The organism is Pseudonocardia xinjiangensis (assembly GCF_012911925.1).
GTDB classification, from domain to species: domain Bacteria; phylum Actinomycetota; class Actinomycetes; order Mycobacteriales; family Pseudonocardiaceae; genus Pseudonocardia; species Pseudonocardia xinjiangensis.
In genome coordinates, this window is sequence record NZ_JAAXKY010000001.1 from 31,089 (window position 1) to 56,873 (window position 25,785).

Here is a 25,785-nt window from a genome sequence, read left to right on the forward strand (position 1 = left end):
CGCGCAGTCAGCCCTGGAGGGGCTCCAGCAGCGCGAGGCGGACCGCCGGCGGCAAGGAGCGGGCGCCGGGGCGGGCGGCGAACGACTGGATCAGCAGCGCCGCGAAACGGCGGGAGGCAGCCACCGCGGACGCGGACGAGGTGGCGCGGATCCCGCCGTTGGCCATGAACACCATGACCAGGTCGTCGACGACGAAGTCGGGACGGAGCTTTCCCGTCTCCCTGGCCCGCGCGGCGAGTTCGGCGAGAGACCGCAGTGCCTGGTCGCGGGCCTGACCGAAGTCGACAGCGCTCGGGAACGCGGACACGAACGCCGCGGTGAAGCCGCGGTCCAGTGCGTGCATCACGCAGACCTTCTCGATGACCGTGCAGAAGCCGTGCCAGGGGTCCGGGTCGGCGAGTGCGTCGTCGAGGACGGCCGTGCACGTGGCCATCTGCTCCGCGAACGCCTCGACGACGAGCGCTTCCTTCGTCGGGAACCGGCGGTACAGGGTGGCCACCCCGACCTCGGCCCGGCGGGCGATCTCGCGCATCGTCACGTCGAGCCCGTCGCGGGCGAATGTCGCGCGGGCGACCTCGAGGATCCGGTCGCGGTTGTCCCGCGCGTCCGAGCGCAGGAACTGAGGCGATCGCTCCGTCACCGTTCCCACTTTAGCTAAGTGGACGCGGTGTTCCACTACCGTCCGAGCCATGGAAGCACTGCAGTTCTCGACGTACGGGCCCCCTGATGTCCTCACCGTCGCCGAGGTCGACGAGCCCCACGCCGGTCCCGGTCAGATCCGCATCGCCGTGCTGGCCGCCGGCGTGACGCCGGGCGACCACTACCTGCGATCGGGCCGGATGCGGGACATGGTTCCGATCGCCCTCCCCCACGTCCCCGGCGTGGATGCCGCCGGGATCGTCGACGAGATCGGCGCCGGCGTCACGGGCGTCCGGCTGGGCGATGCCGTGTTCGGCCTCGTCGACATCGCCCGGCTCGGCGGTGCGGCGGCCGGGTTCGCCGTGCTCGTGGCCTGGGCCCCGAAGCCGGAGTCCTTCAGCTGGGAGCAGGCGGGGGGCGCGGCCGCCAACGTCGAGACGGCCACCAGAGCCCTCGACCGGCTCGGTGTCGAGGCAGGCACGACGCTGCTGGTCGAGGGCGCAGCCGGCGGTGTCGGCACGGTCGCGATCCAGCTCGCCGTCGCCCGCGGAGCGACCGTCCTCGGCACGGCGCGCGAGCCCAACCACGGCTTCCTCGCCGCTCTCGGAGCGATCCCGACCACCTACGGGCCCGGCCTGGCCGACCGGGTCGCCGCACTGGCGCCCCACGGCGTCGATGCCGTGCTCGACTGCGCGGGTTCCGGATCGCTGGCCGACCTCGTGGCCATCGCCGGCGGTCCGACGCGCGTCGTGACGATCGCTGACCTCCGCGCCGCCGAGCACGGTGTCGAGATCTCCCGCACCGGCGGGCCCGGTGCGACGGAGGCACCCCACTACGAGAGCCTTGCCGTGGCCGCGGCACTCGCCGACGAGGGCCGCTTCACCGTGCCCCTGGCCGCGGTGTTCGAGCTGAAGGACGCCGCCGCAGCGCACGAGCTGAGCGAGTCCGGGCACGCCAGGGGAAAGATCGTGCTGACCCTCTGACCGGGCGGGTCCCGGATCTGCTACAGGTCGGCCGCCAGGCGGTCGAGCCATTCCCCCAGCAACCTCCGCTCCGCGCGGCTCAGCGCCGAGAGCTGCGGCAGTGCGGCGCGCAGGGTGACCGCCGTGGCGACGGGCCCGGCGTCCGACCCGGCGTGGACCGACCGGTCCGTGGTGACGGTGGCCAGCACCGATTCCCGGGCGAGCTCGGACAGGGCCGGGTCGCGCTGCTCGGGAGGCAGCCCGATCAGCGTGAACGTGATCCCGCAGCCCGCGGAGTGCACCAGGCGCACTGCACGTTCCTCGCTCACACGCAGCCGACCGGCCTCGGCGATGCGCCGGATCATGCCGGCGAGCACGGCGGTCGCCTCGCGCTTGGCGGCGGACTCGACGCCCGGCCGCGGCTCGCCGTAGATCAGCGCGTAGAGCGCGGGATGAGCCAGGCCGAAGCCGACGTGCAGGTCGAAGCCCCGCCGCAGGTCCTGCACCGGGTCCGGGTCGCGCTCACGCGCGGTCTTGCCGCGCAGGTAGTCGGCGACACCGCGGCTGGCGACCGCGTCGAGCAGGCCCTGCTTGTCACCGAAGATCCGGTAGATCGTCGGCGCCTGCACGCCGGCGGCCGCGCTCACCGCGCGGGTGGACACCGCCTCCCGCCCACCCTCGGCCAGCAACGCCGCGGCTGCGTCCACGATGCGCTCCCGGGTGACCGTCGCTTCCATGCTGCCAACGGTAACAGCTCAATGTTAGCGATGTTGCGCTGACGTCGGCAGCGTGTTTCAGTTACCGGCGGAAGCACGCTGCCGTCGAGCAGGAGAGTTGGCCATGAGAGGGATCGCGAGAGGACTTCGTACCGCGTTGCCGGCGCTGGCCGTACTCACGCTGGCGGCGGGATGTGCGGCCGGAGGGGGCGGGTCCGACTCCGGCCGCCCCGGCAGCGCCGCCCCTCCCGCCCGGAACTACGCCGACGACAACAGTGCTCCCGCCGTCAGTCCGGTCGTCCCGCCGGTGACCGCCGCACCACGGGGACCCGTCGCGCCCGTCGACACGTCGACGCCCGGGCGCGTCACCGAGATCGCCTCGGGGCTCCGCATGCCGTGGGGCCTGACGTTCCTGCCGGACGGCTCGGCCCTGGTGTCGAGCCGCGATTCCGGGGAGATCAGCCACGTCCCGGCCGAGGGTGGGCCGGTGACGCGGCTCGGGACGGTCCCGGGCGTGACCGAGAGCGCCGAAGGGGGCCTGCTGGGCATCGCCGCCTCCCCCGGCTTCGCCGTCGACCGCACCGTCTACGCCTACGTCTCCGCCACCCCGGCCAACCGGGTCGTCGCGGTACACGTGGGTGCGGACCTGCGCTCCATGACCCCCGGGCGGACCGTGCTGGACGGGATCGGCACGGCGGACCGTCATCACGGGGGCAAGCTGGCCGTCGACCCGGACGGCAACCTGTGGATCGGCACCGGCGACGCCTTCGAGGAGAACCGCTCCCCCGACCCCGGGTCACTCAACGGCAAGGTGCTGCGGATCCGGCCCGACGGTTCGGTGCCCCCGGGCAACCCGGACGGCACCGCGGTGTACTCGCTGGGCCATCGCAACGTGCAGGGGATCGCCTTCGGCCCCGATGGCACGGTGTACGCCTCGGAGCTCGGCCACCGCACCTGGGACGAGGTCAACGTGCTGCGCCCCGGCCTGGACTACGGCTGGCCCGGGGCCGAGGGCGTCGACGGGTCGACCGGCGAGCCGCCGATCTTCGCCCTGCATCCGGATGAGGCCTCGCCGTCGGGCATCGCCTTCGCCGGCAACTCGCTGTGGATGGGGGCGCTGTCCGGGCAGCGGCTCTGGCAGCTCCCGGTGAGCGCCGGGCAGGCTGCCGGGCCCCCCGTCTCCCACTTCGTCGGCGAGCACGGGCGGATCCGCGCGGTCGAGGCGGCGCCGGACGGCGCGCTGTGGATCGTCACCTCCAACACCGACGAGGCGACCTGGGGCGGCACCGACCCGCGCCCCGGCGACGACCGCATCCTCCGCGTCGAGCTGGCCGGATAACGGGTGGGACGGCGTCTCCTGCCCTACCGTCCAGGCGTGAGACACGAAGGCATCACCGCTGCCGTCAACACGGCCATGGGCGCCATCCGGCTCGTCGTGGCCGAGCACGAGAACAGGTTCGAAGGCTCCGGCAACGCGGTCGTCGAGCTGCTCGAGGCCCTCGGCGAGGAACACGGGCACCGTGCCGTCGAGATCGCCGGCCTCTTCCTGGCCCGGGCGGCGGCCGCGGGTTTCGAGAACCTCGCCCGCGCGGAGGGCGATCCCGTGGAGGACGTGCTGGCCCAGTACCAGGAACATGTCGAGACGAACGTCGACTTCACGTTGATCGTCGCGGGGCTCGACGAGGACGACCCTCCGGCCGCTCCCTAGAACCCAGGTGTGATCCCGAGGCGGAATCAGGTGAACCTCCGGTTCGCCGGATCCGTGCGAACAGTGTGGATCGAACATCATCCAGCGACTCTGATCCGGTCCGTCGATCACGTGGACCGGTCCCCCCGTGCTGCGCGGGAGGCATCTCCCGCCCGCCGAACCACGGGCACCGGACCGCCGCACAGGAAGGATCTCCAGCTTGTCGCTTCGCACCCCACCCCGCCCGCACGCTCGGAACGAGCCGGCAGGGGGTGCCACGGCAGCCCGGAGCGACAAACGATCCCGACGCGCCGCGATCCCGGCGGTTCTCACGTGCCTGGCCGGGGTACTGGTGTTCGTCGCCCTCGTCGCGCCGCGGGAGGTAGGACAGGTCAGCCTGCCTGCGCTCCTGCGCATCCCGATCGAAGGGCTGCTCGGCGTCGCGCTCCTGATCGTCCTGCCCCCGCGGGCCCGTCGGGTGGTGGCCCTCGTCGCCGGGGCGGTGCTCGGCCTGCTGACGCTGCTGCGGGTGCTGCAGATGGGCTTCCTCGCGATCCTGTCCCGGCCGTTCGACCCGATCTTCGACTGGTCGCAGCTGGTCAGTGGCGCGACGCTGGTCGAGGACTCGATGGGCCGGACCGGCGCGATCAGCGCCGCGGTCGGCGCGCTCGTCGCGGCCGCCGCCCTGGTCGTGCTCATGGCCCTGTCCGTCCGGCGCCTGGCGAGCCTCGCGGCCCGTCACCGGACCGCCTCGATCCGGACCGTCGCGGTGCTCACCGCCGCCTGGCTCGCCTGCGTCGCGTTCGGTGCCCAGATCGTCGCGCCCGTGCCCGTGGCGGCCAGGAGCGCCGTCGCACTCGGCGTCCAGACTGCCGAGCAGGTGTCCACCAGCCTGCGGGACCAGCAGATCTTCGACGAACAGGCCGCGTCGGACCCCTTCAGCGGCACACCGGACGCTGACCTGCTGACCGCGCTGCGCGGCAAGGACGTCGTCCTCGCCTACGTCGAGAGCTACGGGCGCTCGGCGCTGGAGAGCCCGGAGTTCGCGCCGACGGTCGGTGCCGTCCTCGACGACGGCACCCGCACGCTGAACGCGGCCGGGTTCGCCTCCCGCAGCGCCTACCTCACGTCCTCGGTGGCAGGCGGCGGCAGCTGGCTGGCGCACGCCACGCTGCTCTCCGGGCTGCGGGTCACCAACCAGCACAGCTTCGACAAGCTCGTCACGAGCGACCGCCTGACCCTCACGAGCGCGTTCCGGCGCGGCGGCTGGCAGACCGTCTCGGTCATGCCGTCCAACACCGGCCCCTGGCCGGAGAAGGAGTTCTACGGCTTCGAGCGGAGCTACGACTCCGCCAACCTCGGCAACCGGTCGGAGACCTACTCCGGCTTCCAGACCCCCGACCAGTACACGCTGTCGGCCTTCGAGCAGGCCGAGCGCAGCAAGCCGGACCGCGGGCCGCTCATGGCCGAGATCCCCCTCGTCTCCAGCCACTGGCCGTGGGCGAAGGTCCCCCGGCTCCTCGACTGGGACGCCGTCGGCGACGGTTCGGTGTACGACCGCCCGGGCGCCGGGCAGAACGATCCCGTGCAGGCCGTCGAGAGCGACCCCGACCGCATGCGCGACGGGTACCGCCGCTCCATCGAGTACTCGCTGTCGACCCTCGTGTCGTACGTGCAGACCCACGGCGACGACGATCTGGTGCTGGTCTTCCTCGGCGACCACCAGCCCGCTGCCTTCGTCGCCGGGGACGGCACCGGCCGGGACGTCCCGATCACGATCGTCACCCGGGACCGCGCCGTCCTGGACCGGACCGCGGGGTGGGGATGGCAGGACGGGCTGCGGCCCGGCCCGCAGGCTCCGGTCTGGCCCATGGAGTCCTTCCGCGACCGGTTCCTGACCGCCTTCGGCCCGTAGGCAGGCGGCCCAACAGTGGTCGTGGTTGTGGTCGTGACCGGCGGGGCGCTGGACCGACGTCCTGGCTCGCGCGGTGACCTCGTCGGCGAACCGCGGGTCCCGGCCTGCCGGCACATCCTCCAGCGCGCCCAGCCAGTGCACGTAGTAGTTCCAGCTCTCGTCCCCGGTGGCGGCGGCCTCCCAGGCCGCGATCCGGGCGACGAGCGTCGAGGTCCAGCGGGGCGGTCATGGCGCGCTGGCCTTGGCCACACCGACCATTTCGTCCCGGGTGACCAGCGGCACGAGCTCGTCCTCGGTGAGGCCCTCGGTACCGGCCGGACGTTCGGGCAGCACCAGCCAACGCACCTCGCTGCTGGAGTCGTGCACCCTGATCTGCACGTCGTCGGCGAGCTCCAGGCCCATCTCGGACAGCAGCGTGCGCGGTTCCCTGCCACCCGCGCCCGATAGGCGGGGTCCGATCCCGGACCCGATGAACCGGCGGATCGGGGAGCTACCGGGCTGGTCGAGCGCCGGCGTTCACGTCGACAGTCTTCTGCCACGGCCACCGCCCGGTGATCTCCAGCTCCAGCGAGAAGCTGAGGAAGGTGCGGATGGCCACGATCAGAGCCAGCACCCCGACGCTCGCGTAGGTCGGTGAGACCGCGACGGTCCGGATGATGTCGCCGGCAACGAGGAACTCCAGCCCGAGAAGGATCGACCGGCCGAGGCGACGGCGATAGTCGCTGTACACATCTGCCCGCCGGTGGGCCAGCCCGAGAGCCGCGAGAACGCTCGCCACGACCGTTCCCACGACGATCGTGGCCACCCCCACGGCATCGACGGCCGTACCCACCAGCTCCACCACGTGTTGGAACTGCACCGGTTCTCCTCCGTCATCGACCCGCTCATCGGCGGACCGCTACGCAGCCTGCGGCCGGCCACGGGCCTCCCACCACCCACGGCCGATCGCTTCACCTCATGTGGTGAGTGGTCACCGCATGCGGACCGCGGCGAGGACGAGCCCGTAACTGAGCGCGTCCTCCGCGACCGCCGCCGCCAGCTGAGCCGGTCGGCCCTGCACCGTCGTCCGCAGCCGCGAGCCGGCGAACGCGGCGGCCAGCGCCGCGACCGCGGCGATCCCCGCGCCCTCCCAGCCGCCCAGATCACCTCCCCCGGTGCTCGAGAAACCGAGCCGTAGCCCCAGGCCCCGCGGGGCCAGCCGGCTGCCCATCTGCGGCTGCTTGTCCGCGATGACCTCGCCGACAGCTGCACCGAAGGCGATGAACCGGGCAGCTCCGGCGAGGGGCCCACGACCGTGCAGGGCCAGTGCCACGGGTGGCGCGAAGGACCGCAGACCTCCGCCGAGGCCGAGCAGGGCGGCAGCAACCAGTCGTCGATCACTCACGAGAATCTCCCTCCGACTGCGGTGTGCACCATCGTCCAGCCGTCAGTGCGGACTGACGCCGTGCGCCGGACGCAGGCTCCGGGACTGGTGTTGGCCCAGCCGATGCGCCGCGTACGTCAGCAGCCAGAGACTGATCGCCGCGAGGACGACGAACCCGACCGTGCTCCCGATGCTGTCCCATGCGGTGTGCAACGCCACCGCGGCGAGGAAGACGAGGACGAAACCGCCGATCGTCCTGGCCGACCAGCCCTGGCCAGCGGCGCGCCACAGCGCTGCGGCTGTGAGGCCCGTCCATGCCATGTGCGCCGCGGGGCTCAACAGGCCTCGCAACAGCAGCACACCGTCGACCGCGGCGAGGTTGCCGCCGGACTCGACGAGCACCACGAACGCGTAGCCCATGGTCTCCAGCACGGCGAAACCAGCGCCGGACGCGACACCCAGCACCAGCCCGTCCGCGGGATGGCGGGGCCGGATGACGAACAGGAGCACGACGGGGACGACGAGCTTGGCGGCCTCCTCGATGAACCCGACGGCGATCATGGGCACGACGTCGAGGTCGCGCAGCGTGTCGTACTCGAGCGTCCCCGCGGTGACCACGCCGACCACACCGCCGAACAGGGCCGTGAGCCCGATCGTCGCGCTGCCGACCCCGTACTGCAGCCTCCGGCCCGCGATGAACGCGACGAACGTGACCGGTACGACGGCCGCACCGAGCAGGATGAGCGCCGGCACGAGGTTCGGGTTCCCCGTGTCGATGAGGGTGTGTCGGACGGCCTCGAACAGCAGCAGCCCGACGACCAGCACCCCCAGCCAGGCCCAGCGCCGCGTCATGTGCATGCCATTCCTCCGGTCGGGTCGTCTGCCTGCCCGGCAGCAGCCTCCCCGCGGCTGCTTCCCGCGCACATCACATGAACGCGTGATCCGTGCGGGACGCGGCGGTCCTGGCCGGGTCTCCCCGCGACGCAGGCCGGCCCGCGTCACAGCGGTTCGACGACCTCCGACTCGCCGGGGACGCCCTGCTCGACCTCGACCGGCGGCCCGTCCACCCGGCTCCACAGCCGGTAGTCCCGGAAGGACATGGGAAGGCCACGCGCTGCGAACGGGTCGGCCGAGTCCATGACCTGGATGTGCAGGTGGGGCTGCGTGGAGTTGCCCGAGTTTCCGCAGGCGCCCAGCTCCTGGCCGAGCGCGACCGACTCGCCGTCGCCCACCCGGATCGAACCGGCGCGCAGGTGGGCGAGCACGACGTACCCGGCATGACCGGCCAGCTCGAGAATCACGTGGTTGCCTGCGATGGCGCCCGCACCCCCGCGGACCCGGGCCGCCTGGGTCAGGGCGTAGGGCAGCAACGCGAGCTGCGACCGCCGCGCCTCGTGGTCGGTCTCCCCGTCGTGGACCGCCACCACCCGGCCGGCCGCCGGCGCGAGGATGGGTTGGCCGAAGGCGAAGAACCGGTCCGCCGGCTCCGTGGACACCAGCGTTCGCCAGTCCCGCGTCATTGCCGTGCGCCGTCCCCTGACGGCGATGAAGTCCACGGCGTACGTCGTGGCGAAGAGATGGGTGCCGTGGCTCGGGACGCGCCGCGCCGGGCTGTTGCGGGTGAGCCATGTGCCACGGAACGGCAGCGTGAGTGCGACGTGGTCGAGGGTCATGGTGGCCCCTCCCGTGTCACGCACTCGTGGCCCGGCGGCGAACCCTACCGTTACGGCTCGGTGCCGCACCGCTCCATCGCCACGGTCGGCCGGGCCGTCACGATGACCTCACCGCCGCAGTTCCAGCAGCTCGGCTCGTTCTCCAGGTCACGCCCTTCGACCTCGCACGTCCGGCAGAGCCACTGCGCAACGACGTGGAACCTCATGGCCGTCTCCCCTCCGGGTGGGGACCACCCTGGTACCGGATCACCGCTGCCGTCATGCGGCGTCGGTGATCTGGAGGTCCAGTTGCAGGAACATGCGCCGCTCGAGCAGCAGGTCGATGTCCGCCCAGAGGTCCTGGATGGAGCTCGCCGATTCCGCGCCGTCGATCCGCCGGTACAACCAGGCGATGTGGTTGTCGACCGCCGAGACGTCGGGGCAGGCATACGGAGTGCCGCGTACTCCGATCACCGAGATGAGGTGCACGTCGTGGGCGCGATGGCCTGACCCGGCGCTCCGTTTGGGCATGCCACAAGCTTCGCGGCCACACCTGCTGCGCGCATCACCGCCAGCAGCCGTCGCGGTCTGGTGCTGGCCGGGGTGGACCACCCCTGCTGGCAGGGAGCCACGCCGGCACGTCGCCAGCGGCTTTCCCCGGCCGAGGCTTCCGCCACGATGAGCGGATGGTGAACGAGGGGCCGAGGACGACCGGGGATGTGCCGGTCGGAAGCCCGGGCACGTGCCTGGTGATCCTGCGTGGCAACTCCGGGTCCGGGAAGTCCACCATCGCCCGCGCCGTCCGCGACCGCTACGGCCGCGGCTGCGCGCTGGTCGAGCAGGACTACCTGCGCCGGACGGTGCTGCGCGAACGCGACGTGCCGGGCGGCAACGCCGCCGCGCTCATCGAACACGTCGTCCGTTTCGCCCTCGACGTCGGCTACCACGTCATCTGTGAAGGCATCCTGCACGGAAGCCGCTACGGCCCGATGCTCACCCGTCTCGCGCACGCGCACCGGGGTGCGACGACGGTCTTCTACCTCGACGTGCCCTTCGACGAGACCCTGCGTCGCCACACCGGCCGTCCGCAGGCACGCGAGTTCACCCCTGACGACATGCGCGGTTGGTACGTCCCGCACGACCTGCTCGGCATTCCCGGCGAGCAGGTGATCGACGGCAGCAAGTCCCTCGACGACGCCGTCGGGCTCGTCGCCGCGCACCTCCCGCCGATCGCCACACCGTTGCCCGTCGCGAACGGCAGGGAGGAGTGGCGACCGCGCACATGACGGGGCTCCCGTGCACGCGAACCGGGTGCACGGGAGCCGCCTGGTGGACTTGTCGGTCGGCTACCGCCGTTGGGCGTGGTCCTCCTTCAGGGAAACCGCAGCGATCACGATCACGATCCCGATCACGATCACCGGCAGGACCGCGGCGTACGGGTGCGCGTGCTTGAGCAACCAGGTGCCCACGAACGCGCCCAGGATCAAGGCCACGACGACCCCGGTCAGGCGACGTGCCGCGGGCGCCTTGTGCGACCAGGTTGCGGCACCGGTTGCCAAGGTGATGAAGGTGGCGGTCGCGGCCGTGGTGGAGATGCCCGGCACGTGGAGCGCCCGGATGGCGTTCATCTGCATGCCCAAGGCGAATGCACTCAGGGCGACCAGGATGTTCTCGACATCGCTGGACAGCGGGAAGGCGACCCACAGGGCGAGAAAGGCGACCTGTGCGACAAGCGCGACCCCGAGTGCGGCCGACACGCGGCGCGGCCAGACCTGGAAGACTTCGTCGTCCTCCAGTTCCTCGTCGCCGTCGAACGCCTTCAGGATCCGCACCGCCACCATCGCGCCTATCGCGAACGCGGCGAGGGATATGAGGACGCGTACCTGGTCCGGACCATCGGGCGGCCGGACGCCGGCGATACCGAGACCGAGAAACACGATGTTTCCGGTCTGGAACGCCGTGAAGACTTTACCGAAGGAAATGAAACAGACCGCCTCGTAGATACCTGACGCGAACGCCAAGCACACGAGCAGCCGATCCCGGACCGCCAAAAGGCCTGGTGACGCGGTTGCGGCGGCCAGGTCCACACTACGGTCGTCCGGTCGGTCGTCAGGTCTGGTACTTCTGGACGTGGTCAACCGATTTCACCCCCATCGCGGAATTCGCGCGGCGTCACGCTGACGCACACGCCGGCGCTCTGACGTCTCCGCAAGGGTCGGTCGATCCCGCTGATGCTCGACGTCGTCGTCTTGTACACGCCGACTACGTTCAACCGCCGTTTCGCTGATGTCAAGCTCGGATTCGAGTCGGTACTTCCGCTGTAACAACCTTCCCGCACTCCCGGTGCGGTTTCGCCGGATTCGGATGCCGGCGCAATCGGTCGGTTGTTGTCAATCGCCCCGGATGGGCCGTTCCGGTTCAATCGGACGAACAAGGATCCGGCACGACCGGCGCGGCATCAGACGGGGTGAGGAGCGAGAGAAGACTGCCGACGCTCCGGTGCTCGGCTATCCGTCCGGAACCACGCCCATGGCGTCGACGACTCGAACCGACCCTCGCGGCAGGCCCGGGGCAGCGGTCAGGACCCCGCGACGGGAGCGCGGTCGGATGCCCAGGCGATGTCCATCTCCTTGACCAACGGATCCTCGTTGGTGCCGAGAATGCGCCACTCCTCGCCCGGCTCCAGGATCTTCTCCGCCGAACGGACCTCGCGGTAGTCGTGGTCGGCGGAGGTGGCAGGCGCCGCGCCGCCGTCCCGGACGTGCTTGGCTGCGGCGATCAGCAGCCGGCGCATCCGGATGATCGCCTTGTCGGAGGTGCCCAGCCGCTCCTGGGTGCGGTCATAGATCGGACCCATCGACTCGGTCACCATGAGGTCCTGGCTGGCGAACTCGGCGACGCCCGAATAGGTCGTCGACCGCTGCTCGTCACGGTCGATGCCGTAGTCGTTCTCGGCCGTGTACTCACGGGGGACGATCCCGTTGCCGTTCACCTCGGCCCGGGCGAGCCGGAACGGCGCCACCGCGAACAGGTTCGCCCCGCCCACGCCGCGGGAGTTGTCGATCACGCGGGTGGTGAAGCTGTACCGCCAGCAGTTCTCGTCGTCGATCGGCACGAACATGCTCTGCCGGACCCCGAACGGAATGGTCGCGACAGCCGTGTTGTACGGGTAGCAGAACGCGGTCATCCGGACGTGGGTGAACCCGTTGGGAGTGGTGCGGATGCCGGCGTACTTGAAGCCGTACCAGGTGTCCTCGATCTCCAGTCGCGGCGCGCGGTCGTGGCGCCAGAACTTCCACGACATCGCATTCGACGGGTAACCGGGCTTGTCGCTGCCGTCGTCGGGGATGTCGTCGACGCCGTCCCACTGGTGCAGCCACGAGACGTGGGAGGTGTCGAGGTTGCCCTCCATCGCCTGCACCCAATTGCACGTGGTGTGCATCTTCGTGGCGGCGACGTGCTCGGGCGCGAGGGACTCGGTGCCGAAGTCCCGGAACGGGGTCATCTCCTCCGGCGGGCCCATGTAGGTCCACACGATGCCCCCCGACTCGTGGGTCGGGTAGGCCGTGAGCTTCACCTTGTCCTTGAAAACGCTGTTCGGCGGCTCGCTGGGCATGTCGACGCACGCGCCGTCGGCGTCGAACTTCCAGCCGTGGTACGGGCAGCGCAGCCCGCACCCCTCGTTGCGTCCGAAGTAGAGCGACGCGCCGCGGTGCGGGCAGTTCTCCTGGATCAGCCCGACCCGCCCGTTTGTGTCGCGGAACGCGACGAGGTCCTCGCCCAGCAGCCGGACCCGCACGGGATCGCCGTCGGGGGTGGGCGCCTCGCTGACCAGGAGCGCCGGGGTCCAGTAACGGCGCAGCAGCGCGCCCATCGGCGTGCCGGGCCCCACGCGGGTCAACAGCTCGTTGTCCTCGGCTGACAGCATTCGTCCTCCTCGCCGCGACACCGTCCGGGCGCCCACCATGGCGTCCGGATGTGCATTGCTAACCATAACGGCCGCCACCGGCAGTGGCAACGAGATTGTTAACAATCTGGCCCAGCCGGATGCGCTCAAGCGGCTTGATCGTCGTCCACGGACGCTGAACGCTCGAACCCCGACAGCTCCCCCACGGAAGGAACCCCATGCGGATCACCGGCGCGGACGTCATCGTCACCAGCCCGGGACGCAACTTCGTCACGCTCGCGATCACCACCGACGACGGCCTGACCGGCTACGGCGACGCGACGCTCAACGGCCGCGAGCTCGCGGTGGCCAGCTACCTCGCCGACCACGTCGCTCCCCTGCTGATCGGCCGCGACGCGCACCGGATCGAGGACACCTGGCAGTACCTCTACCGCGGTGCGTACTGGCGGCGCGGCCCGGTGACCATGGCCGCGATCGCCGCGGTGGACGTGGCACTGTGGGACCTGAAGGCGCAGGTGGCGGGGCTGCCGCTGTACCAGCTGCTGGGCGGAGCGAGCCGTAGCGGGATCCGCGCCTACGGGCACGCGAGCGGGCGCGACCTGCCGGAGCTGCTCGACTCGATCCGGGCCCGCCGGGAGCAGGGCTTCCGATCCATCCGGGTGCAGTCCGGCGTGCCGGGGCTGGAGACGATCTACGGCATCTCCGACGCCGCCGACCGCAGGTCCGGGGACGGCCGCCACCCGCAGCCGCCGGAGGAGATCTGGGACACCCAGGCCTACCTGCGCCACCTGCCGACGGTGTTCGAGGCGGTGCGCAACGAGTTCGGCCCCGAACTGCCGCTGCTGCACGACGTGCACCACCGGCTCACGCCGATCCAGGCGGCGAAGCTGGGGAAGGCGCTCGAGCCCTACGACCTGTTCTGGCTGGAGGACTGCACACCGGCGGAGAACCAGGACGGCCTGCGGCTGGTCCGCCGGCACACCACCACCCCGCTGGCGATCGGCGAGGTCTTCAACTCGGTGGTCGACTACCAGACGCTGATCCGCGAGCAGCTGATCGACTACGTCCGCTCGGCGGTCACGCACGCCGGCGGCGTCACGGCCATGCGCAAGCTGTTCGACCTCGCCGCGCAGTACCAGATCAAGTCCGGCATCCACGGCCCCACCGACATCTCGCCCGTCGGAATGGCCGCCGGGCTGCACCTCGACCTGGCGATCCACAACTTCGGCATCCAGGAGTTCATGCCGCACAGCGCGCAGACCTACGAGGTGTTCCCGCACTCCTACACGTTCCGGGACGGCTACCTGCACCCCGGCGAGACGCCCGGCCTCGGCGTCACCGTGGACCGCGCGGCCGCGGCGCGCTTCGAGTACCGGCCCGCCTACCTCCCGGTGAACCGGCTGCGGGACGGGACCGTCCACGACTGGTGACAATCGGTCCATTTCGGACACTTCGAGGCGGGCGGCGAGTTCACACCGGCGCAACCTCCGGGTCGCACCCGCCATCCATACTCTGGCCATCCTTCACGACGTCGACCCCTTCATCGGGACCGCCGCGACGAGCCTGCCTCCCGCGAGCGGTCTCGCAGCGACCTGGTGGTCCCCCAAGCCGCAGGTCGGCAACACCCACCCCGGGGCCACGTCGCCGCTGGGCATGGTGTCGGCGTGCGCCTACTCGGGGGCGTACCCCACCGGTTACGGGCGCTACGCGAAGAGCACCGAGGGCGTGCCCGAGGAGATGCTCGAGTCCCTCCAGGCGTCGGGCTTCACGCACTTCCAGCAGTCCGGCACCGGCGCGATCCGCAAGTACTACAACTACGTGCGGGTCACGCCGATGGTGCAGCCACTGGACGACCTCGGGGAGGCGTGGCCGCTGCAGGACGAGACGGCCGCGGCCGGGTACTACGCCGCCACCCTGGACACCGGCATCCGGTGCGAGCTCACGGTGGGCGAGAAGGCCGCCGTTCATCGCTACACGTTCCCCGCGAGCAGCAGCGCCCGCCTGGTGCTCGACCTGTCGTGCGGCGGGCTCGCCATCGAGCACGGCCGGACGGTCCCCCTGCGCGCCCACGTGGAGAGCCTCGGGCACGGCCGGGCGCAGGGCACGGTCGTGATGGAGGGCGTGCCCCTGTCGGTGTACGTCGAGGTCCACAGCCCGAACTGGCGGCAGATGCTCTGGTACGACCGCCGGCTCGTCGAGGGCGGCACCCGGCTCGACTTCGACAGCATCCGGCAGACCACGCTGCGCCCGTTCGGGCTGCTGTTCATGGGCCGCGCGCTCGCGGGCCAGGCGGTCGAGGTGCGGCTCGGTTTCTCCCTGCGCGGCTGCGACCAGGCCCGGGAGAACCTGCGGCGCGAGTGCGGCGAGGGGGAACAGTCCTTCGACGACGTGAGGACCCGGACCAGCGCACGGTGGGCCGACCACCTCGACCGCGTCCGGGTGGACGGCGGCACGCCCGCGCGGCGGACGGTGCTGACCACGGCGCTCTACCACTCGCTGATCAAGCCGTGCTTCGGCGACGACGAGAGCCCGTTCTGGCCGGCGTCGGGCCCGTTCGCGTTCGACGTCTGCACGATGTGGGACATCTACAAGACCCAGATCCCGCTGATGATGGCGATCACGCCCGACCGGGCCGCCGACCTGCTGGAGTCGTTGATCCGGGTCTGCGAGGAGGAGGGCAACTTCCCCATCGGGTACCGGATGGCCCGCGGCGCGGACCGGTTCTTCCGGCAGGCCAGCGCGCTCGCCCACACCGCGCTGGCCGACGGCCACGCCGCCGGGATCGGCGACCTGGACTGGAGCTGGGCGCTCGTGCACATGGAGGCCGACCTGCGACGCCTCTACGGCGAGGACTTCTTCGAGCACGGCGTGGCCTACCCCATCTCGCACACGCTCGACCTCGCCTACGCACACCAGTGCACGGCCCGGATCGCCCGGGCACTGGGCGACAAGAGGCTGGCCGACGAACTGGAGGCGCGGAGCCGGCTCTGGGTGAACGCGTTCGACTCCTCCACCGGCCTGCTGCGCGACTCGGAGTTCTACGAGGGCGGCAAGTGGAACTACTCGTTCCGGCTGCTGCACGACATGCGGGCGCGGATCACCATGGCGGGCGGCGACGACGCGTTCGTCGCCATGCTCGACGCGTTCTTCGGCTTCGGCGCAGGCCCCGTCACCCAGCCCGGCCGGCGTCCCTCGCCCACCACTATGGCCGCGGGCTACGCCCTCAACCGGTTCGAGGGGCTGAACAACGAACCGGACATGGAGGCGCCGTGGGCCTACCACTACGCGGGCCGCCCCGACCGGACCGCCGAGCTCGTGAACGCCGCCCTGACCTGGCAGTTCGGCACCGGCGCCGGTGGGCTGCCGGGCAACGACGACTCCGGTGGGCTCAGCTCGTGGTACGTCTGGGCGTCGCTGGGGCTGTTCCCGGTGGCGGGCCAGAGCCTGTTCCTCGTCAACACGCCGGCCTTCTCCCGGGCCGCGCTCAGGGTTGCCGGCGGCGAGTTCGTCATCGAGACCACCGGGCACCGAGATACGCCGATCGGCGCCGACGGCGCCGAGACGACACCCCCCACCCAGTACGTGCAGTCGGCGACGCTGAACGGACGGCCATGCGAGACAACCCACATCAGCGCGGCGGACGTGTACCGCGGCGGCGTCCTGCACGTGGAGCTCGGCCCGGAGCCGTCCCCATGGGGACGCTCGGCCCGCCCTCCCTCGCTGTCCGACTGCCGACCGGAGGCAACGAGGGCGTAGAGCGTCCCGAGCGGCGGCTCGTCATCGTCGTGCGCGCGGACCCGGTGATCTGCGGCCACTCCGGCGAGGCCCGCAACCTCGCCGAGGTGGCACTGACCCGGGGGTTCGACGACGTGCGCCTGTTGACGTGGCCGATCGCGACGCTGCAGGCCGCCGGGCTGCCGCTCAAGCCACTGGACCGGCTGCAGCCCTACAGCGCCGGGATCACCGTGGAGCGCCCGGAACCCGTCGGCGACTACCGGGTGCCGGACGGCCGGCACCTGGCCGGTCTCACCGGGCGGCTCGTCGAGCTGCTCGCCGAACCGGTACCGACCACGTGCCTGTCGATGTACCTGGCGCCGCACGCGAACGTCGTCATGGACGCCGTGACGGCGGCGGACGCGGCCGGCGTCCTCACCGACGTCCACACGATCGCCAAGGCGGTGGGATCGGACATCACCAACGTCATCCGCTCCAGCCTGCGCGAGCAGCGGTTCGGCGCCGCCATCACGACGCTGACCACCTACCTGGCCCACGACGAGGTCGTGGCGGTCTCCGAGTACACCCGCGAGCAGATCGTCGCCTCCGCCGAGGACGTCGACCGGCACTGCGGCACCCTGTTCGCCCAGCAGTGCCGCGCCAGGGTGACCGTCAGCTACCCGCCGATCGACACCTCGGCCTACCTCGACCTCGATCCGCAGGCGGTGGACGCCGCGCTCGCCCGCCGCGGCCTGCACCGCGACGGCTACGTGCTGTTCCTGTCCCGGGTGACCAGGGCGAAGGGCATCCACGACCTGGTGGCGGCCTACGCAGCGTCGCGGGCCCGGGAGCAGGTCAAGCTCGTCGTCGCGGGCACCGGCCCGGGACTGGCCGAGGTCCGGGAGCTGGCGGGCGGCGACGACCGCATCGTCTTCCTCACCGACGTCGACGACGACGAGAAGCCATTGCTGATGCAGGGCTGCGCCACCTACGCCCTGCCCACCAAGGAGGAGCCGGACTTCGTCGAGACGTTCGGCATCGCGCTGGCGGAGAAGCTGCTGGCCGGCGGAGGGCCCGTGATCACCGCGCTGACCGGCGGCTCCGGAGAGGCCGTCGGCGACGCCGCCGTCATCGTGGAAGCCGGCAACGTCCCGGCCCTGACGGCGGCGCTGGACCGCGTGGTGCTGGAGATGTCGGAGCACGAGCGCCGCTCCCTGGAGCGGCGCGGCCGCGAGCACGCCATGGCCTTCGACCGCGCCCGGGTCTTCGACGACCTCTTCCGCACCGAGATGCCCCCACGCCGGACGATCACGTCGCTCGGGCCCCACGACGACTAGCGCTCGCCCAGCACGGCTGCCGGGACGGCCACCGCGAACTCCAGCTCGGGGCTGTAGCGCGGCGCGCCGTCCGCCGCGCCGCCCAGGTAGAACCGCGTCGCCATCGTGCCCAGCTCCAGGTCGAACACGGTGCGCCAGACCGTCCGGACGGGATATCCCATGTCGGTGGCGGCGTCGACGCGCACCGCGTCGAGCGCCTCGCGCATCCGCTCCCCGGACAGGCCATCGCCCGCCGAGCGCTCGGAGATCGTCCGGTAGCGCTGGTAGGTCAGCATCGTCTCGGCGTTGTCCGCCGGCAGGTCAGCCGGGTCGCGGTGGCGGTGCACCAGATGGTTGGTCACGCAGAGCGCGCCGCTGTCGGCCCGGACGACGTGCTCGTCACCGCCCGGACCACGCTCCCAGACGAAGGCGTCCCCGGAGCGGTCGGCCACGAGGTAGTGCAGCGGGGTGCCCAGGTCGTACTGCTTGGCGCCGAGCAGCGCGTCCACCGCCTCCGCGGCCGTCGCGCAGGTGTCGAGCAGGAAGCGCGGCAGCTGGACGCTGGACACCCCGACCTGCGGGCCGGCGTCCACCGGACCGGACGCGGACTCGGCGTCGGCGATCAGCAGGGCCACCGCGAGCCCGTGCTCGTTGATGCCCTCCATGCAGCCGTCCAGCTCGTTCATGCTGAGCACGGTGGTGGCCGGTCCGCCGTCCGGCACGCTCGTGAGCACGTGCGGCCGGGAGGACATCGGTGGCTCGTTCCCGTCCGGGGCCGGGGCGCCGGCGAGCAGCGCGAACAGCGCCGTCGCGCTCGTGGTGAAGAAGTCGTAGTTCCGGCCGAGCACCGCGCGCCCGTCGACCGTGCTCGCCGGCGGGTAGTAGCTCGCCGAGCAGGCCGATCCGGTCGGGATGCCGGTGAGGCCGTCCAGGTACACCTCGTCGGCCTCGAGGTCGAGACCGAGAGCCTCCGCCGCGCCCTGCATCCGCTCCAGGTGCTGGGGCCAGTGCCGGGCGAACCAGGCACGGCGGGCGCGGGCCTTGACCCGGTTGGCGGGGACCGGCGCCCAGTCGTAGGCCAGCCGGGCCTGAGCTGCGAGCGCCCGACCGATCTCGACCTGGCTGCCGGACGCGGTGACGTGCCGCACGGCCATGAAGTCGGTGCTGCTGCCGGCGACGATCTCGGTGGTGACGGGCATGGTTCCTCCGGTTCGGGTGGGGTTCAGGGACGGGGGTCGCGCCACATGGGCCACAGCGGCGGACCGTCGGGCAGGGTGATCGGATCGCCGGTGACGCGGAACCCGTGGCGCTCGTAGAGCGGCAGGTTGCGGGGCGAGCTCGCCTCGAGGTACGCGGGCATACGGGCGTCGTCGGCCCGGGAGAGGCGGTCACGCAGCAGCGCCCCGCCGAGCCCGCGGCCCTGCGCGTCGGGCCGGACGCCGAGGAACACGAGGTAGAGGTGCGCGCGGCCGCTCGGGTGCCGCCGCTCGGTCAGAGTCATGAAGGTGCGCAGCCGCACGAGGTGGTCCGGGAGCGACTCCACGTCGGGTGCGGGCGGCTCCGCTCCCCGCGGCAGCCAGACGGCGACGGCCGCTCCGTCGGCGGAGACGGCGAGCTCGCCGAGCGCCGCCGACTGCTGCACGACCGGACGGAACACCCGCTCGGCCGCGCCACCGGGAAGGAGCCACCGCGCCACGGGATCGTCGGCGAACGCCGTCACCAGCACGCGGACCGCGAGCTCGCAGTCGGCTGTTGTCGTAGGCATGCGTACACCGTATGAGCAGCGTCCATGACGACGCGAGCACGAGCAGTGCACTTCTCTAAGTGCACCATTAAGACCGATCGATCCGAGAGGAAAACTCGAACTCGCCGCTGTTCCAACACCAATACGTACTAGTGCAGTTGAGTCGTCGCGTGACCTGGACGGCCCGGCAGCAGGGCCGGCTCCGCCCTCCGCCCGGATGTGCGACGGCAGCGCGCCTCAGGAGAACCCGAACGCGACGGGCAGCCCGGCACGGGGTCCCCGACTGGGACGCCCCGCGCGAGCCGGTCCGGTCCTGCCCCACCTCGGATACCTGCCAGCACCACCTCGAGGACGCCCGTCAGCACCTGACGATGACGACCGCTGGCGGTGATGCGCAGGAGTGGGTGTGACCGCGATGCTCCTCGTATGAAGCGGAAACCGGTCACGCTCCTCGTCGGTGGCGGAATCGGTGGTGATGGTGGGGAGGTCGGCGGCATGAACCAGCGGGAGCCCCGTGGTCAGGTGCGCAGCTCGACCGATCATGACTTGGCACACTGGCTGTCCGCGGAGGACCAGGCGGAGGACGCCGGCCGGGTCGACCCCGACGATCGGCTCACATGCCACGTGCACGGCCGGTGGATCCACCAGTGCGTCTCTTCACCGGTTCACGTCAACCCGGTCACGCGACACCGCTGGTGTCGTGACTGCGCAGCGGAGCTGACCGTTGCGGTGGACGAACTCGCACGAACGGTGACCATGCGATGCCCACAGTGCAACCTGGGCAGCAGCGTCGCCACCGCCCGGCTGTTGGCGGCCTGCCGTGCCAGCCTCAGCCAGGCCGGCCGCAAGATCCAGCCCCGCCTCGTGGCTTGACGCAGTGACGTTCGGGTTTGACCGCCGGTAGCGCGCCCACGTGACCGGCACCCCTGCTCACCGGTCCAGCCACGTCGTGGCGAAGAAGATGTCACGGCCGATAGTCCGGTCGATCCCCTTCACCTCCGGTTTCGTGATCGTCGACGCGTAGCTGCGGCTGAGGAACAGCAGCGCGATGTCCTCGTTGACCAGCCGCTCGACCTCCTGGTACGCCCTCGTCCGTACGCCGGAATCGAGAGTGGCCGCAGCCTCGTCGAGCAGCCGGTCGACGTCCGGGTTCGAGTACTTCCCGAAGTTGATCGCGCCGCTCGTTCCCAGCAGGCGCGCGATGGCCGGGAACGGGTAGTCCACCGGGGCGAGGTTGCTGATCAGCTGGAAGTCACCGCCCTGTAGCACCCGGGACGTGAACTCGGCCAGGTCGAAGAACTCCACGTCGACCTGCATTCCGACGGCAGTCAGCTGCGCCTGCACGAACTCGCCGAGCGAGACCTCACTGCGGCTGGTCGTGAACGTGATATGCGGACTGCCGCCGTCCGCCACGTACTCCTGCACGAGCCGGCGAGACTGCTCCGGGTCGTACTCCGGCCAGAGGTCCGACGCGGCCTCGGTGTGGTACGGGCTGCGGGCCTCGAACAGGCTGTCCGAGCCGACCAGCTGGTTGCCGTACTGGCTCGCGGCCAGGGCACGCAAGTCGATCGCGCGCACGGCCGCCTCCCGCATGCGGCGGTCGTCGAACGGCGTGCGGGCGAAGTTGAAGGTGAAGAAGAACCCTGCGCTGCCCGGCCCGTAGTAGACGGTGAACTTCGGGTCGACGTAGGCCCGGACCAGCTCGGTGTTGTAGCCGCCGTAGATCAGGTCCACGTCTCCGTTGACCATCGAGGCGTACCGGGTCTCGGTGTCCGACAGCGGCCGGAACTCCAGCCCGTCCAGGCGCGGCAAGCCCGGCTGCCAGTAGTGCTCGTTTCGGGTGAGCTCCATCCGGTTGTCCCGCTGCCAGCTCGTGACCTTGAACGGGCCCGCCCCGACCGGGTTGTTGCCGATGTCGTCGCCGTACTGCGCGAGTGCGGCAGGCGAGATGATCATGCCCAGGGTCCCCGCGAAGATCGACCCGGTGAACACCACCGGGAAGTCGCCGAGCGGCGCCGCCAGCGTGAACTCGACGGTGAGCGGATCGAGAGCCCTCATCGCGGTGATCTGCTTCGCGTACACGGCCGCGGGCGAGGCGGGCGCATCAATGTGCCGCTGGGTGTTGACGATCACCGCGCGGGCGTCCAGCGGCGTCCCATCAGAGAACAGCACCCCCTCACGCAGGCCCATCACCCAGGTGCGCCCGTCGTCGGTGGTCTCCATCGACCGGGCGAGGTACGGCTCGACCTCGCCCTCGGGCGTCAGCCGCAGCAGCAGGTCGTACACCGCCATCGCCACCGCGTTGCCGTTCTGCACGGTCGGGTCGAAGCTCACGACCTCGCGGTCGTTGCCGATGACCAGGGTGCCGCCGCGGCGGGGCTCCCCCTCGGTGGCCGGGTCACCGCCGTAGGGGCGCATGGCCTGCAGCGGAGGCCGACCGTCCTCACCGCCCTGGTTGGCGCCGACCGCCCCACAAGCGGCCAGGACGACCGCGGCCGCCAGCGCGGCGCACATCCTCGACGCACGAGATCTCCAGAGCACCGGGTCCTCCTCGTCGAGTCCACCGCGGATCCGCTCCGAGCGTCCGCCATCACCGACCGCCGGCCCAAACGGCTGCGCGCACACTTTCCTGGCGATACGTGCGCAGGGACAGATCAACACCCGCTGGTCGGTGAGCGCACGTGCGCAGTAATGGACGACGTGTCCGCCAACTGGCTCATGCGACCTCTGCTCCTGCGCATCGAAAGCTGCCGGGAAGGAGCCGGCGCACCACGGGATCGTCGGCGAACGCCGCGACCAGAACGCCGACCGCGGTATCGCGGCCGACGGTTGTCGTTGTCATGCGTACACCGTATGAGTGCTGTCGGCGACGACGTGATCTTGACAGTGCACTTTTGAAGTGCCCTAGTTGGCCCGATCCATCTGAAGCGGGGAATCCACACTTGCCGTCGTTCCAGGCCCGTTCGTACTAGTACAGTTGGACGGTGTCGCCAGTCGAGGAGAGCGAGCGGCCCTACCTTCGGGTCGCCGCGGCCATCCGTCACCGGATCACGTCGGGCGCGCTCCGGCCTGGTGATCGCGTGCCGTCCACCCGTCAGGTGGTTCGCGACTTCGGCGTCGCCATGGCCACGGCCACGAGGGCTCTCGCGGTCCTGCGGGACGAGGGACTGGTGGTCACCCGGCCGGGATCGGGCACGGTCGTGCGCGCCCCGGAACCGCCGGCGCGGCGCGCCGGACGCCCACCGGACCGGGCACTCACGACGGAGCGGATCGTGGCCACCGGCATCGCGGTGGCCGACGCGGAGGGCCTGGACGCCGTGTCGATGCGCCGGCTCGCCGCCGAGCTCGGCGTGGGCCCGATGTCGTTGTACCGGCACCTGTCCGGGCGCGAGGAGCTGGAGCACCTGCTCGTCCGGGCCGTGTTCCGTGCGCATCGGCTGCCCGACCCGGGGCCGCCCGGGTGGCGCGCGAAGCTGGAGCTGGTGAGCCGCGTGGAATGGGCGGCGTACCGCAGGCACCCGTGGCTGCCCGAGCTGATCTCCCTGACCAGGCCACTGCTCGCGCCGGAGGCGATGGCCCACACCGAGTGGACGTTGCGGGCGCTCGACGGGCTGCCCCTGACCTCCATCGAGAAGACGCGGGAGGCGCTCACCCTGCCCGCCATCGTCCGCGGCCTCGCCGCCACCGCGGCAGCGGAGATGCGGGCCGAGCGGGAGACCGGGATGGCCAACGACCAGTGGTGGGTCACGCTCGACGACGAGGTGCGCGCCCTCATGGCCTCCGGCCGCTACCCTCGGCTGGCCGCCGTCGCGCCTGAAGGGGTGCAGGACCTGGACGCCCTGCTGGATCACGCCGTGACCCGCCACCTGGACGGCCTCGCGGCCCGGCTGGCCCGGAGCACTCCGGAGCCATAGCGCTGTTCTCCGAGCCGCCAGACAGCACTATGGCTCCGAACTGCGCTCTCCTAGTAGGCCCGCCCGATCAGGACCGTGTACTTCGCGGGTTCGCCCGTCATCAGACACGTGGGTGCGGGAGGGTCGGCGTCGACGATGCATCGGATCGTGGCACCGGTGCCCTCGCTGAGCGCGCGCTCCGACCCCTCCGCGCCGGACCAGGCGGCGAGGTACAGCCCTCCGTCGCCGACGCGCTGCGTGAGCTCGTCGAGGTCGGTGACGGGATGGGTGTGCTGTTCGCGGAAGGTGCGGGAGTCCTCGAACAGCGTCCGCTGAATCTCCTCGAGCAGGCCTTCGGCGGCCCGTGCGGCCCCGTCCAGCGGCACCGGACGCTTGGTACGGGTGTCGCGCCGGACCACGGTGGCCTGCCCGGCGGCCAGCTCCCGCGCACCCACCTCGATCCGGACGGGGACGCCCTTCAGCTCCCAGTCGACAGTGCGCCGGCCGAACGAGGTGTGGGCACGCGTGTCGGCGTGCGCGCGGACGCCGGCGGCGCGCAGCTCCGCGACGATGCGCTCGGTCGCCTCTGCGACCTCGTTCTCCTCTCCCAGCTGCATGACCACCACCTGGTGCGGCGCGATCGACGGGGGCAGGCGCAGCCCGTGGTCGTCGCCGTGGACCATGATCACCCCGCCGATCATCCGGGTGGACGTGCCCCAGGAGGTGGTGGCGGCGTAGCGGCGGTGGCCGCGCGCGTCCAGGTAACGGATGTCGAAGGCACGCGCGAAGCTGTGGCCGAGGTTGTGGCTGGTGCCCATCTGGAGCGCCTTGCCGTCGCGCATCAGCGCCTCGCACGTGAAGGTGTGGTCGGCACCGGCGAAGCGCTCATCAGGCGACTTCTCTCCCACCGCGACCGAGATCGCCAGCGTCTCCTCCATGAACCGCTGGTAGACCTCCAGCATGCGCCGGGTCTCCGCAACCGCGTCGTCATAGGTGGCGTGGACGGTGTGGCCCTCCTGCCAGAGGAACTCGGTGGTACGCAGGAACAGCCGCGGCCGCAGCTCCCAGCGGACCACGTTGTTCCAGAGGTTGATCATCAGCGGCAGGTCACGATGGGACTGAACCCATTTGGCGAAGTAATGGTTGATGACCGTCTCGGAGGTGGGGCGCACCACCAGCGGCTCGGCGAGCTGCTCCCCCCCGCCGTGGGTGACCACGGCCAGTTCGGGGGAGAAACCCTCGACGTGCTGCTTCTCCTTCTCCAGGAAGCTCATGGGGATGAACAGCGGGAACGCGGCGTTCTGGGCGCCGGTCGCCTTGATCCGACGATCCATGTCGGCCTGCATGAGTTCCCAGATCGCGTAGCCCCACGGTCGGATGACCATGGTCCCTCGAACCGGACCGTTGTCGGCCAACTCGGCGCGAGCAACGACATCCTGGTACCAGGCGGGGAAGTTCTCCGCCTGCGAGGTGAGTACGGCTGTGGCCACGATCCTGCCTCTTCTTGTGTGCCGGCGGCACATCGGAACGGACAGTCATGACGGTAGCCGGAGCGAGCAAGCAGTTTTCGGGGTCGCCGGATCGACAGGCGCTTGTCGTACTACTCTTCGAAGGTGACCTTTACTTCAGGCACGTTCATTTTCCCGGCCAGCCTTCTCTTGTTGGGGGCCACCATCCCGTTCCAGGTGATGTAGGCACCATCGGCTTCCCCGCCCTCGACGAAATGGGCGTCGGGCAGGTGCCCCTCCCTCTTGAGGTACTGCATCGTGCCCTGCACGGAGCCCCCGATCAGGGTGAGCGTGAAGCCGGCCCCCTGGCCGATGCCGCCGACCAACGCCCGCAAGCCGGTGATCAGGTCGATGCGGCCCTTTCCGCCGGTCCCCGTGGAGTCGCTGTGGATCATGAAAGCGATCTGGCCGTTGTACCCGCAGACAGCGACACACGGCCCCATGTCCGTGGTGGACAGCGTCTTCGAGGTATCGGTGGCGCTGATGACCTTGCCCTTGCCGTTGCCCTGGGTGACCTCGACACCCGTGAGAACGGTGGGGGCGCTTTCAGCTCCGTCCTCGTCCATTCTTTGAGCGATCAGCTGGTTGACCGCCTGATTGCCGCTGGAACGCTGGAGTTGCACGATGTTGTGCGGAGAGAGCAACGGAGACGTGGCGCCGGCGTGATCGACATCGGCTCGCTGCGGCGCCTGCCGCTTGGGTGCGACCTTTTCTTTGCCCGGATGTTGCTCTTTCGCCCTCACGCTGTGACTCCTCCCGACCTACGTGA

General features: G+C 70.9%; 27 protein-coding genes. 10 read left to right on the forward strand and 17 right to left on the reverse strand.

Annotation, left to right across the window (positions count from 1 at the left end; all coding sequences use genetic code 11):
• Window positions 1–7: 7 nt before the first annotated feature.
• On the reverse strand, window positions 8–640 hold the full coding sequence (locus HF577_RS00120) for a TetR/AcrR family transcriptional regulator (protein ID WP_169393622.1): 633 nt from the start codon (window positions 638–640) through the stop codon (window positions 8–10).
• A 49-nt stretch (window positions 641–689) separates the two neighbouring features.
• Here HF577_RS00120 and HF577_RS00125 point away from each other — a divergent pair, with 49 nt between their 5' ends.
• Window positions 690–1,622 (forward strand): NADP-dependent oxidoreductase, encoded by a 933-nt coding sequence (locus HF577_RS00125; protein WP_169393623.1) that lies wholly within the window; start codon window positions 690–692, stop codon window positions 1,620–1,622.
• Between the two features lie 20 nt (window positions 1,623–1,642).
• Here HF577_RS00125 and HF577_RS00130 read toward each other — a convergent pair whose 3' ends face one another.
• Window positions 1,643–2,338, reverse strand: coding sequence for a TetR/AcrR family transcriptional regulator (locus HF577_RS00130; RefSeq protein WP_169393624.1), 696 nt, complete (start codon window positions 2,336–2,338; stop codon window positions 1,643–1,645).
• A gap of 103 nt (window positions 2,339–2,441) precedes the next feature.
• Between HF577_RS00130 and HF577_RS00135 the strand changes: the two genes are divergently transcribed.
• The 3 genes from HF577_RS00135 to HF577_RS00145 all read left to right on the forward strand — a co-directional run bounded on the left by HF577_RS00135 (window position 2,442) and on the right by HF577_RS00145 (window position 5,919).
• A complete protein-coding gene (locus HF577_RS00135) occupies window positions 2,442–3,656 on the forward strand; it encodes a PQQ-dependent sugar dehydrogenase (protein WP_169393625.1) in 1,215 nt (404 codons plus the stop codon).
• A 36-nt stretch (window positions 3,657–3,692) separates the two neighbouring features.
• Window positions 3,693–4,025 (forward strand): hypothetical protein, encoded by a 333-nt coding sequence (locus tag HF577_RS00140; RefSeq protein ID WP_169393626.1) that lies wholly within the window; start codon window positions 3,693–3,695, stop codon window positions 4,023–4,025.
• A gap of 331 nt (window positions 4,026–4,356) precedes the next feature.
• Window positions 4,357–5,919 (forward strand): sulfatase-like hydrolase/transferase, encoded by a 1,563-nt coding sequence (locus tag HF577_RS00145; RefSeq protein WP_312858847.1) that lies wholly within the window; start codon window positions 4,357–4,359, stop codon window positions 5,917–5,919.
• A gap of 225 nt (window positions 5,920–6,144) precedes the next feature.
• Here HF577_RS00145 and HF577_RS00150 read toward each other — a convergent pair whose 3' ends face one another.
• The 7 genes from HF577_RS00150 to HF577_RS00180 all read right to left on the reverse strand — a co-directional run bounded on the left by HF577_RS00150 (window position 6,145) and on the right by HF577_RS00180 (window position 9,465).
• Window positions 6,145–6,321: a nitrile hydratase subunit alpha gene (locus tag HF577_RS00150; RefSeq protein WP_211173575.1), complete on the reverse strand. Its 177-nt coding sequence runs from the start codon at window positions 6,319–6,321 to the stop codon at window positions 6,145–6,147.
• An 88-nt stretch (window positions 6,322–6,409) separates the two neighbouring features.
• Window positions 6,410–6,778, reverse strand: a complete 369-nt coding sequence (locus HF577_RS00155) for a DUF1622 domain-containing protein (RefSeq protein ID WP_169393627.1) — start codon at window positions 6,776–6,778, stop codon at window positions 6,410–6,412.
• A gap of 111 nt (window positions 6,779–6,889) precedes the next feature.
• Window positions 6,890–7,303, reverse strand: coding sequence for a hypothetical protein (locus tag HF577_RS00160; protein WP_169393628.1), 414 nt, complete (start codon window positions 7,301–7,303; stop codon window positions 6,890–6,892).
• A gap of 42 nt (window positions 7,304–7,345) precedes the next feature.
• Window positions 7,346–8,134 carry a PrsW family intramembrane metalloprotease gene (locus HF577_RS00165; protein WP_246265118.1) on the reverse strand — a complete coding sequence of 263 codons (789 nt, stop codon included), beginning with the start codon at window positions 8,132–8,134 and terminating at the stop codon, window positions 7,346–7,348.
• Window positions 8,135–8,280: 146 nt separating this feature from the next.
• A complete protein-coding gene (locus HF577_RS00170) occupies window positions 8,281–8,955 on the reverse strand; it encodes a M23 family metallopeptidase (protein ID WP_169393630.1) in 675 nt (224 codons plus the stop codon).
• A 50-nt stretch (window positions 8,956–9,005) separates the two neighbouring features.
• Window positions 9,006–9,161 carry a hypothetical protein gene (locus HF577_RS00175; RefSeq protein WP_169393631.1) on the reverse strand — a complete coding sequence of 52 codons (156 nt, stop codon included), beginning with the start codon at window positions 9,159–9,161 and terminating at the stop codon, window positions 9,006–9,008.
• 52 nt (window positions 9,162–9,213) lie between these two features.
• Window positions 9,214–9,465, reverse strand: a complete 252-nt coding sequence (locus HF577_RS00180; RefSeq protein ID WP_169393632.1) for a hypothetical protein — start codon at window positions 9,463–9,465, stop codon at window positions 9,214–9,216.
• Window positions 9,466–9,620: 155 nt separating this feature from the next.
• Between HF577_RS00180 and HF577_RS00185 the strand changes: the two genes are divergently transcribed.
• The gene (locus HF577_RS00185) at window positions 9,621–10,220 is read left to right on the forward strand and encodes a kinase (protein ID WP_169393633.1); all 600 of its coding nucleotides are present in this window, start codon (window positions 9,621–9,623) and stop codon (window positions 10,218–10,220) included.
• Between the two features lie 60 nt (window positions 10,221–10,280).
• Here the strand turns inward: HF577_RS00185 and HF577_RS00190 are convergent, their stop codons facing one another.
• Entirely contained in the window at window positions 10,281–11,021 is a 741-nt protein-coding gene (locus tag HF577_RS00190) for a YoaK family protein (RefSeq protein ID WP_169393634.1), read from the reverse strand.
• 491 nt (window positions 11,022–11,512) lie between these two features.
• Complete coding sequence (locus HF577_RS00195) at window positions 11,513–12,862, reverse strand: Rieske 2Fe-2S domain-containing protein (protein ID WP_169393635.1); 1,350 nt, start codon at window positions 12,860–12,862, stop codon at window positions 11,513–11,515.
• A gap of 197 nt (window positions 12,863–13,059) precedes the next feature.
• Here HF577_RS00195 and manD point away from each other — a divergent pair, with 197 nt between their 5' ends.
• The 3 genes from manD to HF577_RS00210 all read left to right on the forward strand — a co-directional run bounded on the left by manD (window position 13,060) and on the right by HF577_RS00210 (window position 17,892).
• Window positions 13,060–14,271 carry a D-mannonate dehydratase ManD gene (gene manD / locus HF577_RS00200; protein ID WP_169393636.1) on the forward strand — a complete coding sequence of 404 codons (1,212 nt, stop codon included), beginning with the start codon at window positions 13,060–13,062 and terminating at the stop codon, window positions 14,269–14,271.
• Window positions 14,272–14,383: 112 nt separating this feature from the next.
• Window positions 14,384–16,597, forward strand: coding sequence for a GH92 family glycosyl hydrolase (locus HF577_RS00205; protein WP_312858864.1), 2,214 nt, complete (start codon window positions 14,384–14,386; stop codon window positions 16,595–16,597).
• On the forward strand, window positions 16,534–17,892 hold the full coding sequence (locus HF577_RS00210) for a glycosyltransferase (protein ID WP_169393637.1): 1,359 nt from the start codon (window positions 16,534–16,536) through the stop codon (window positions 17,890–17,892). The genes HF577_RS00205 and HF577_RS00210 overlap by 64 nt, the downstream gene beginning before the upstream one ends.
• Here the strand turns inward: HF577_RS00210 and HF577_RS00215 are convergent.
• Both HF577_RS00215 and HF577_RS00220 read right to left on the reverse strand, forming a co-directional pair.
• Window positions 17,889–19,070 carry a C45 family peptidase gene (locus HF577_RS00215; protein ID WP_169393638.1) on the reverse strand — a complete coding sequence of 394 codons (1,182 nt, stop codon included), beginning with the start codon at window positions 19,068–19,070 and terminating at the stop codon, window positions 17,889–17,891. The two genes, HF577_RS00210 and HF577_RS00215, sit on opposite strands and share 4 nt — an antisense overlap.
• Before the next feature lie 23 nt (window positions 19,071–19,093).
• Window positions 19,094–19,636 (reverse strand): GNAT family N-acetyltransferase, encoded by a 543-nt coding sequence (locus tag HF577_RS00220; RefSeq protein ID WP_169393639.1) that lies wholly within the window; start codon window positions 19,634–19,636, stop codon window positions 19,094–19,096.
• Window positions 19,637–20,110: 474 nt separating this feature from the next.
• On the opposite strand from HF577_RS00220, the gene HF577_RS00225 reads away from it, so the two are divergent.
• Complete coding sequence (locus tag HF577_RS00225; RefSeq protein ID WP_246265119.1) at window positions 20,111–20,488, forward strand: hypothetical protein; 378 nt, start codon at window positions 20,111–20,113, stop codon at window positions 20,486–20,488.
• 57 nt (window positions 20,489–20,545) lie between these two features.
• Here HF577_RS00225 and HF577_RS00230 read toward each other — a convergent pair whose 3' ends face one another.
• Both HF577_RS00230 and HF577_RS39050 read right to left on the reverse strand, forming a co-directional pair.
• Window positions 20,546–22,156, reverse strand: coding sequence for an ABC transporter substrate-binding protein (locus HF577_RS00230; RefSeq protein ID WP_312858848.1), 1,611 nt, complete (start codon window positions 22,154–22,156; stop codon window positions 20,546–20,548).
• 175 nt (window positions 22,157–22,331) lie between these two features.
• A complete protein-coding gene (locus HF577_RS39050) occupies window positions 22,332–22,457 on the reverse strand; it encodes a hypothetical protein (protein ID WP_281359613.1) in 126 nt (41 codons plus the stop codon).
• A 142-nt stretch (window positions 22,458–22,599) separates the two neighbouring features.
• Here HF577_RS39050 and HF577_RS39530 point away from each other — a divergent pair, with 142 nt between their 5' ends.
• Window positions 22,600–23,529, forward strand: coding sequence for a GntR family transcriptional regulator (locus HF577_RS39530; protein ID WP_169393640.1), 930 nt, complete (start codon window positions 22,600–22,602; stop codon window positions 23,527–23,529).
• Between the two features lie 50 nt (window positions 23,530–23,579).
• Here the strand turns inward: HF577_RS39530 and proS are convergent, their stop codons facing one another.
• A complete protein-coding gene (gene proS / locus HF577_RS00240; protein WP_211173576.1) occupies window positions 23,580–24,998 on the reverse strand; it encodes a proline--tRNA ligase in 1,419 nt (472 codons plus the stop codon).
• A 110-nt stretch (window positions 24,999–25,108) separates the two neighbouring features.
• On the reverse strand, window positions 25,109–25,759 hold the full coding sequence (locus HF577_RS00245) for a hypothetical protein (protein WP_169393642.1): 651 nt from the start codon (window positions 25,757–25,759) through the stop codon (window positions 25,109–25,111).
• Window positions 25,760–25,785 lie beyond the last annotated feature (26 nt).

Excerpts from the sequence above, each read along its gene's own strand:
- HF577_RS00125 (WP_169393623.1), top strand. The coding sequence starts at position 690 with ATGGAAGCACTGCAGTTCTCGACGTACGGGCCCCCTGATGTCCTCACC.
- HF577_RS00130 (WP_169393624.1), bottom strand. The coding sequence starts at position 2,338 with ATGGAAGCGACGGTCACCCGGGAGCGCATCGTGGACGCAGCCGCGGCG.
- HF577_RS00135 (WP_169393625.1), top strand. The coding sequence starts at position 2,442 with ATGAGAGGGATCGCGAGAGGACTTCGTACCGCGTTGCCGGCGCTGGCC.
- HF577_RS00150 (WP_211173575.1), bottom strand. The coding sequence starts at position 6,321 with ATGGGCCTGGAGCTCGCCGACGACGTGCAGATCAGGGTGCACGACTCC.
- HF577_RS00165 (WP_246265118.1), bottom strand. The coding sequence starts at position 8,134 with ATGACGCGGCGCTGGGCCTGGCTGGGGGTGCTGGTCGTCGGGCTGCTG.
- HF577_RS00170 (WP_169393630.1), bottom strand. The coding sequence starts at position 8,955 with ATGACCCTCGACCACGTCGCACTCACGCTGCCGTTCCGTGGCACATGG.
- HF577_RS00175 (WP_169393631.1), bottom strand. The coding sequence starts at position 9,161 with ATGAGGTTCCACGTCGTTGCGCAGTGGCTCTGCCGGACGTGCGAGGTC.
- HF577_RS00180 (WP_169393632.1), bottom strand. The coding sequence starts at position 9,465 with ATGCCCAAACGGAGCGCCGGGTCAGGCCATCGCGCCCACGACGTGCAC.
- HF577_RS00185 (WP_169393633.1), top strand. The coding sequence starts at position 9,621 with ATGGTGAACGAGGGGCCGAGGACGACCGGGGATGTGCCGGTCGGAAGC.
- HF577_RS00195 (WP_169393635.1), bottom strand. The coding sequence starts at position 12,862 with ATGCTGTCAGCCGAGGACAACGAGCTGTTGACCCGCGTGGGGCCCGGC.
- manD (WP_169393636.1), top strand. The coding sequence starts at position 13,060 with ATGCGGATCACCGGCGCGGACGTCATCGTCACCAGCCCGGGACGCAAC.
- HF577_RS00210 (WP_169393637.1), top strand. The coding sequence starts at position 16,534 with ATGGGGACGCTCGGCCCGCCCTCCCTCGCTGTCCGACTGCCGACCGGA.
- HF577_RS00215 (WP_169393638.1), bottom strand. The coding sequence starts at position 19,070 with ATGCCCGTCACCACCGAGATCGTCGCCGGCAGCAGCACCGACTTCATG.
- HF577_RS00220 (WP_169393639.1), bottom strand. The coding sequence starts at position 19,636 with ATGCCTACGACAACAGCCGACTGCGAGCTCGCGGTCCGCGTGCTGGTG.
- HF577_RS00225 (WP_246265119.1), top strand. The coding sequence starts at position 20,111 with ATGAACCAGCGGGAGCCCCGTGGTCAGGTGCGCAGCTCGACCGATCAT.
- HF577_RS39050 (WP_281359613.1), bottom strand. The coding sequence starts at position 22,457 with ATGACAACGACAACCGTCGGCCGCGATACCGCGGTCGGCGTTCTGGTC.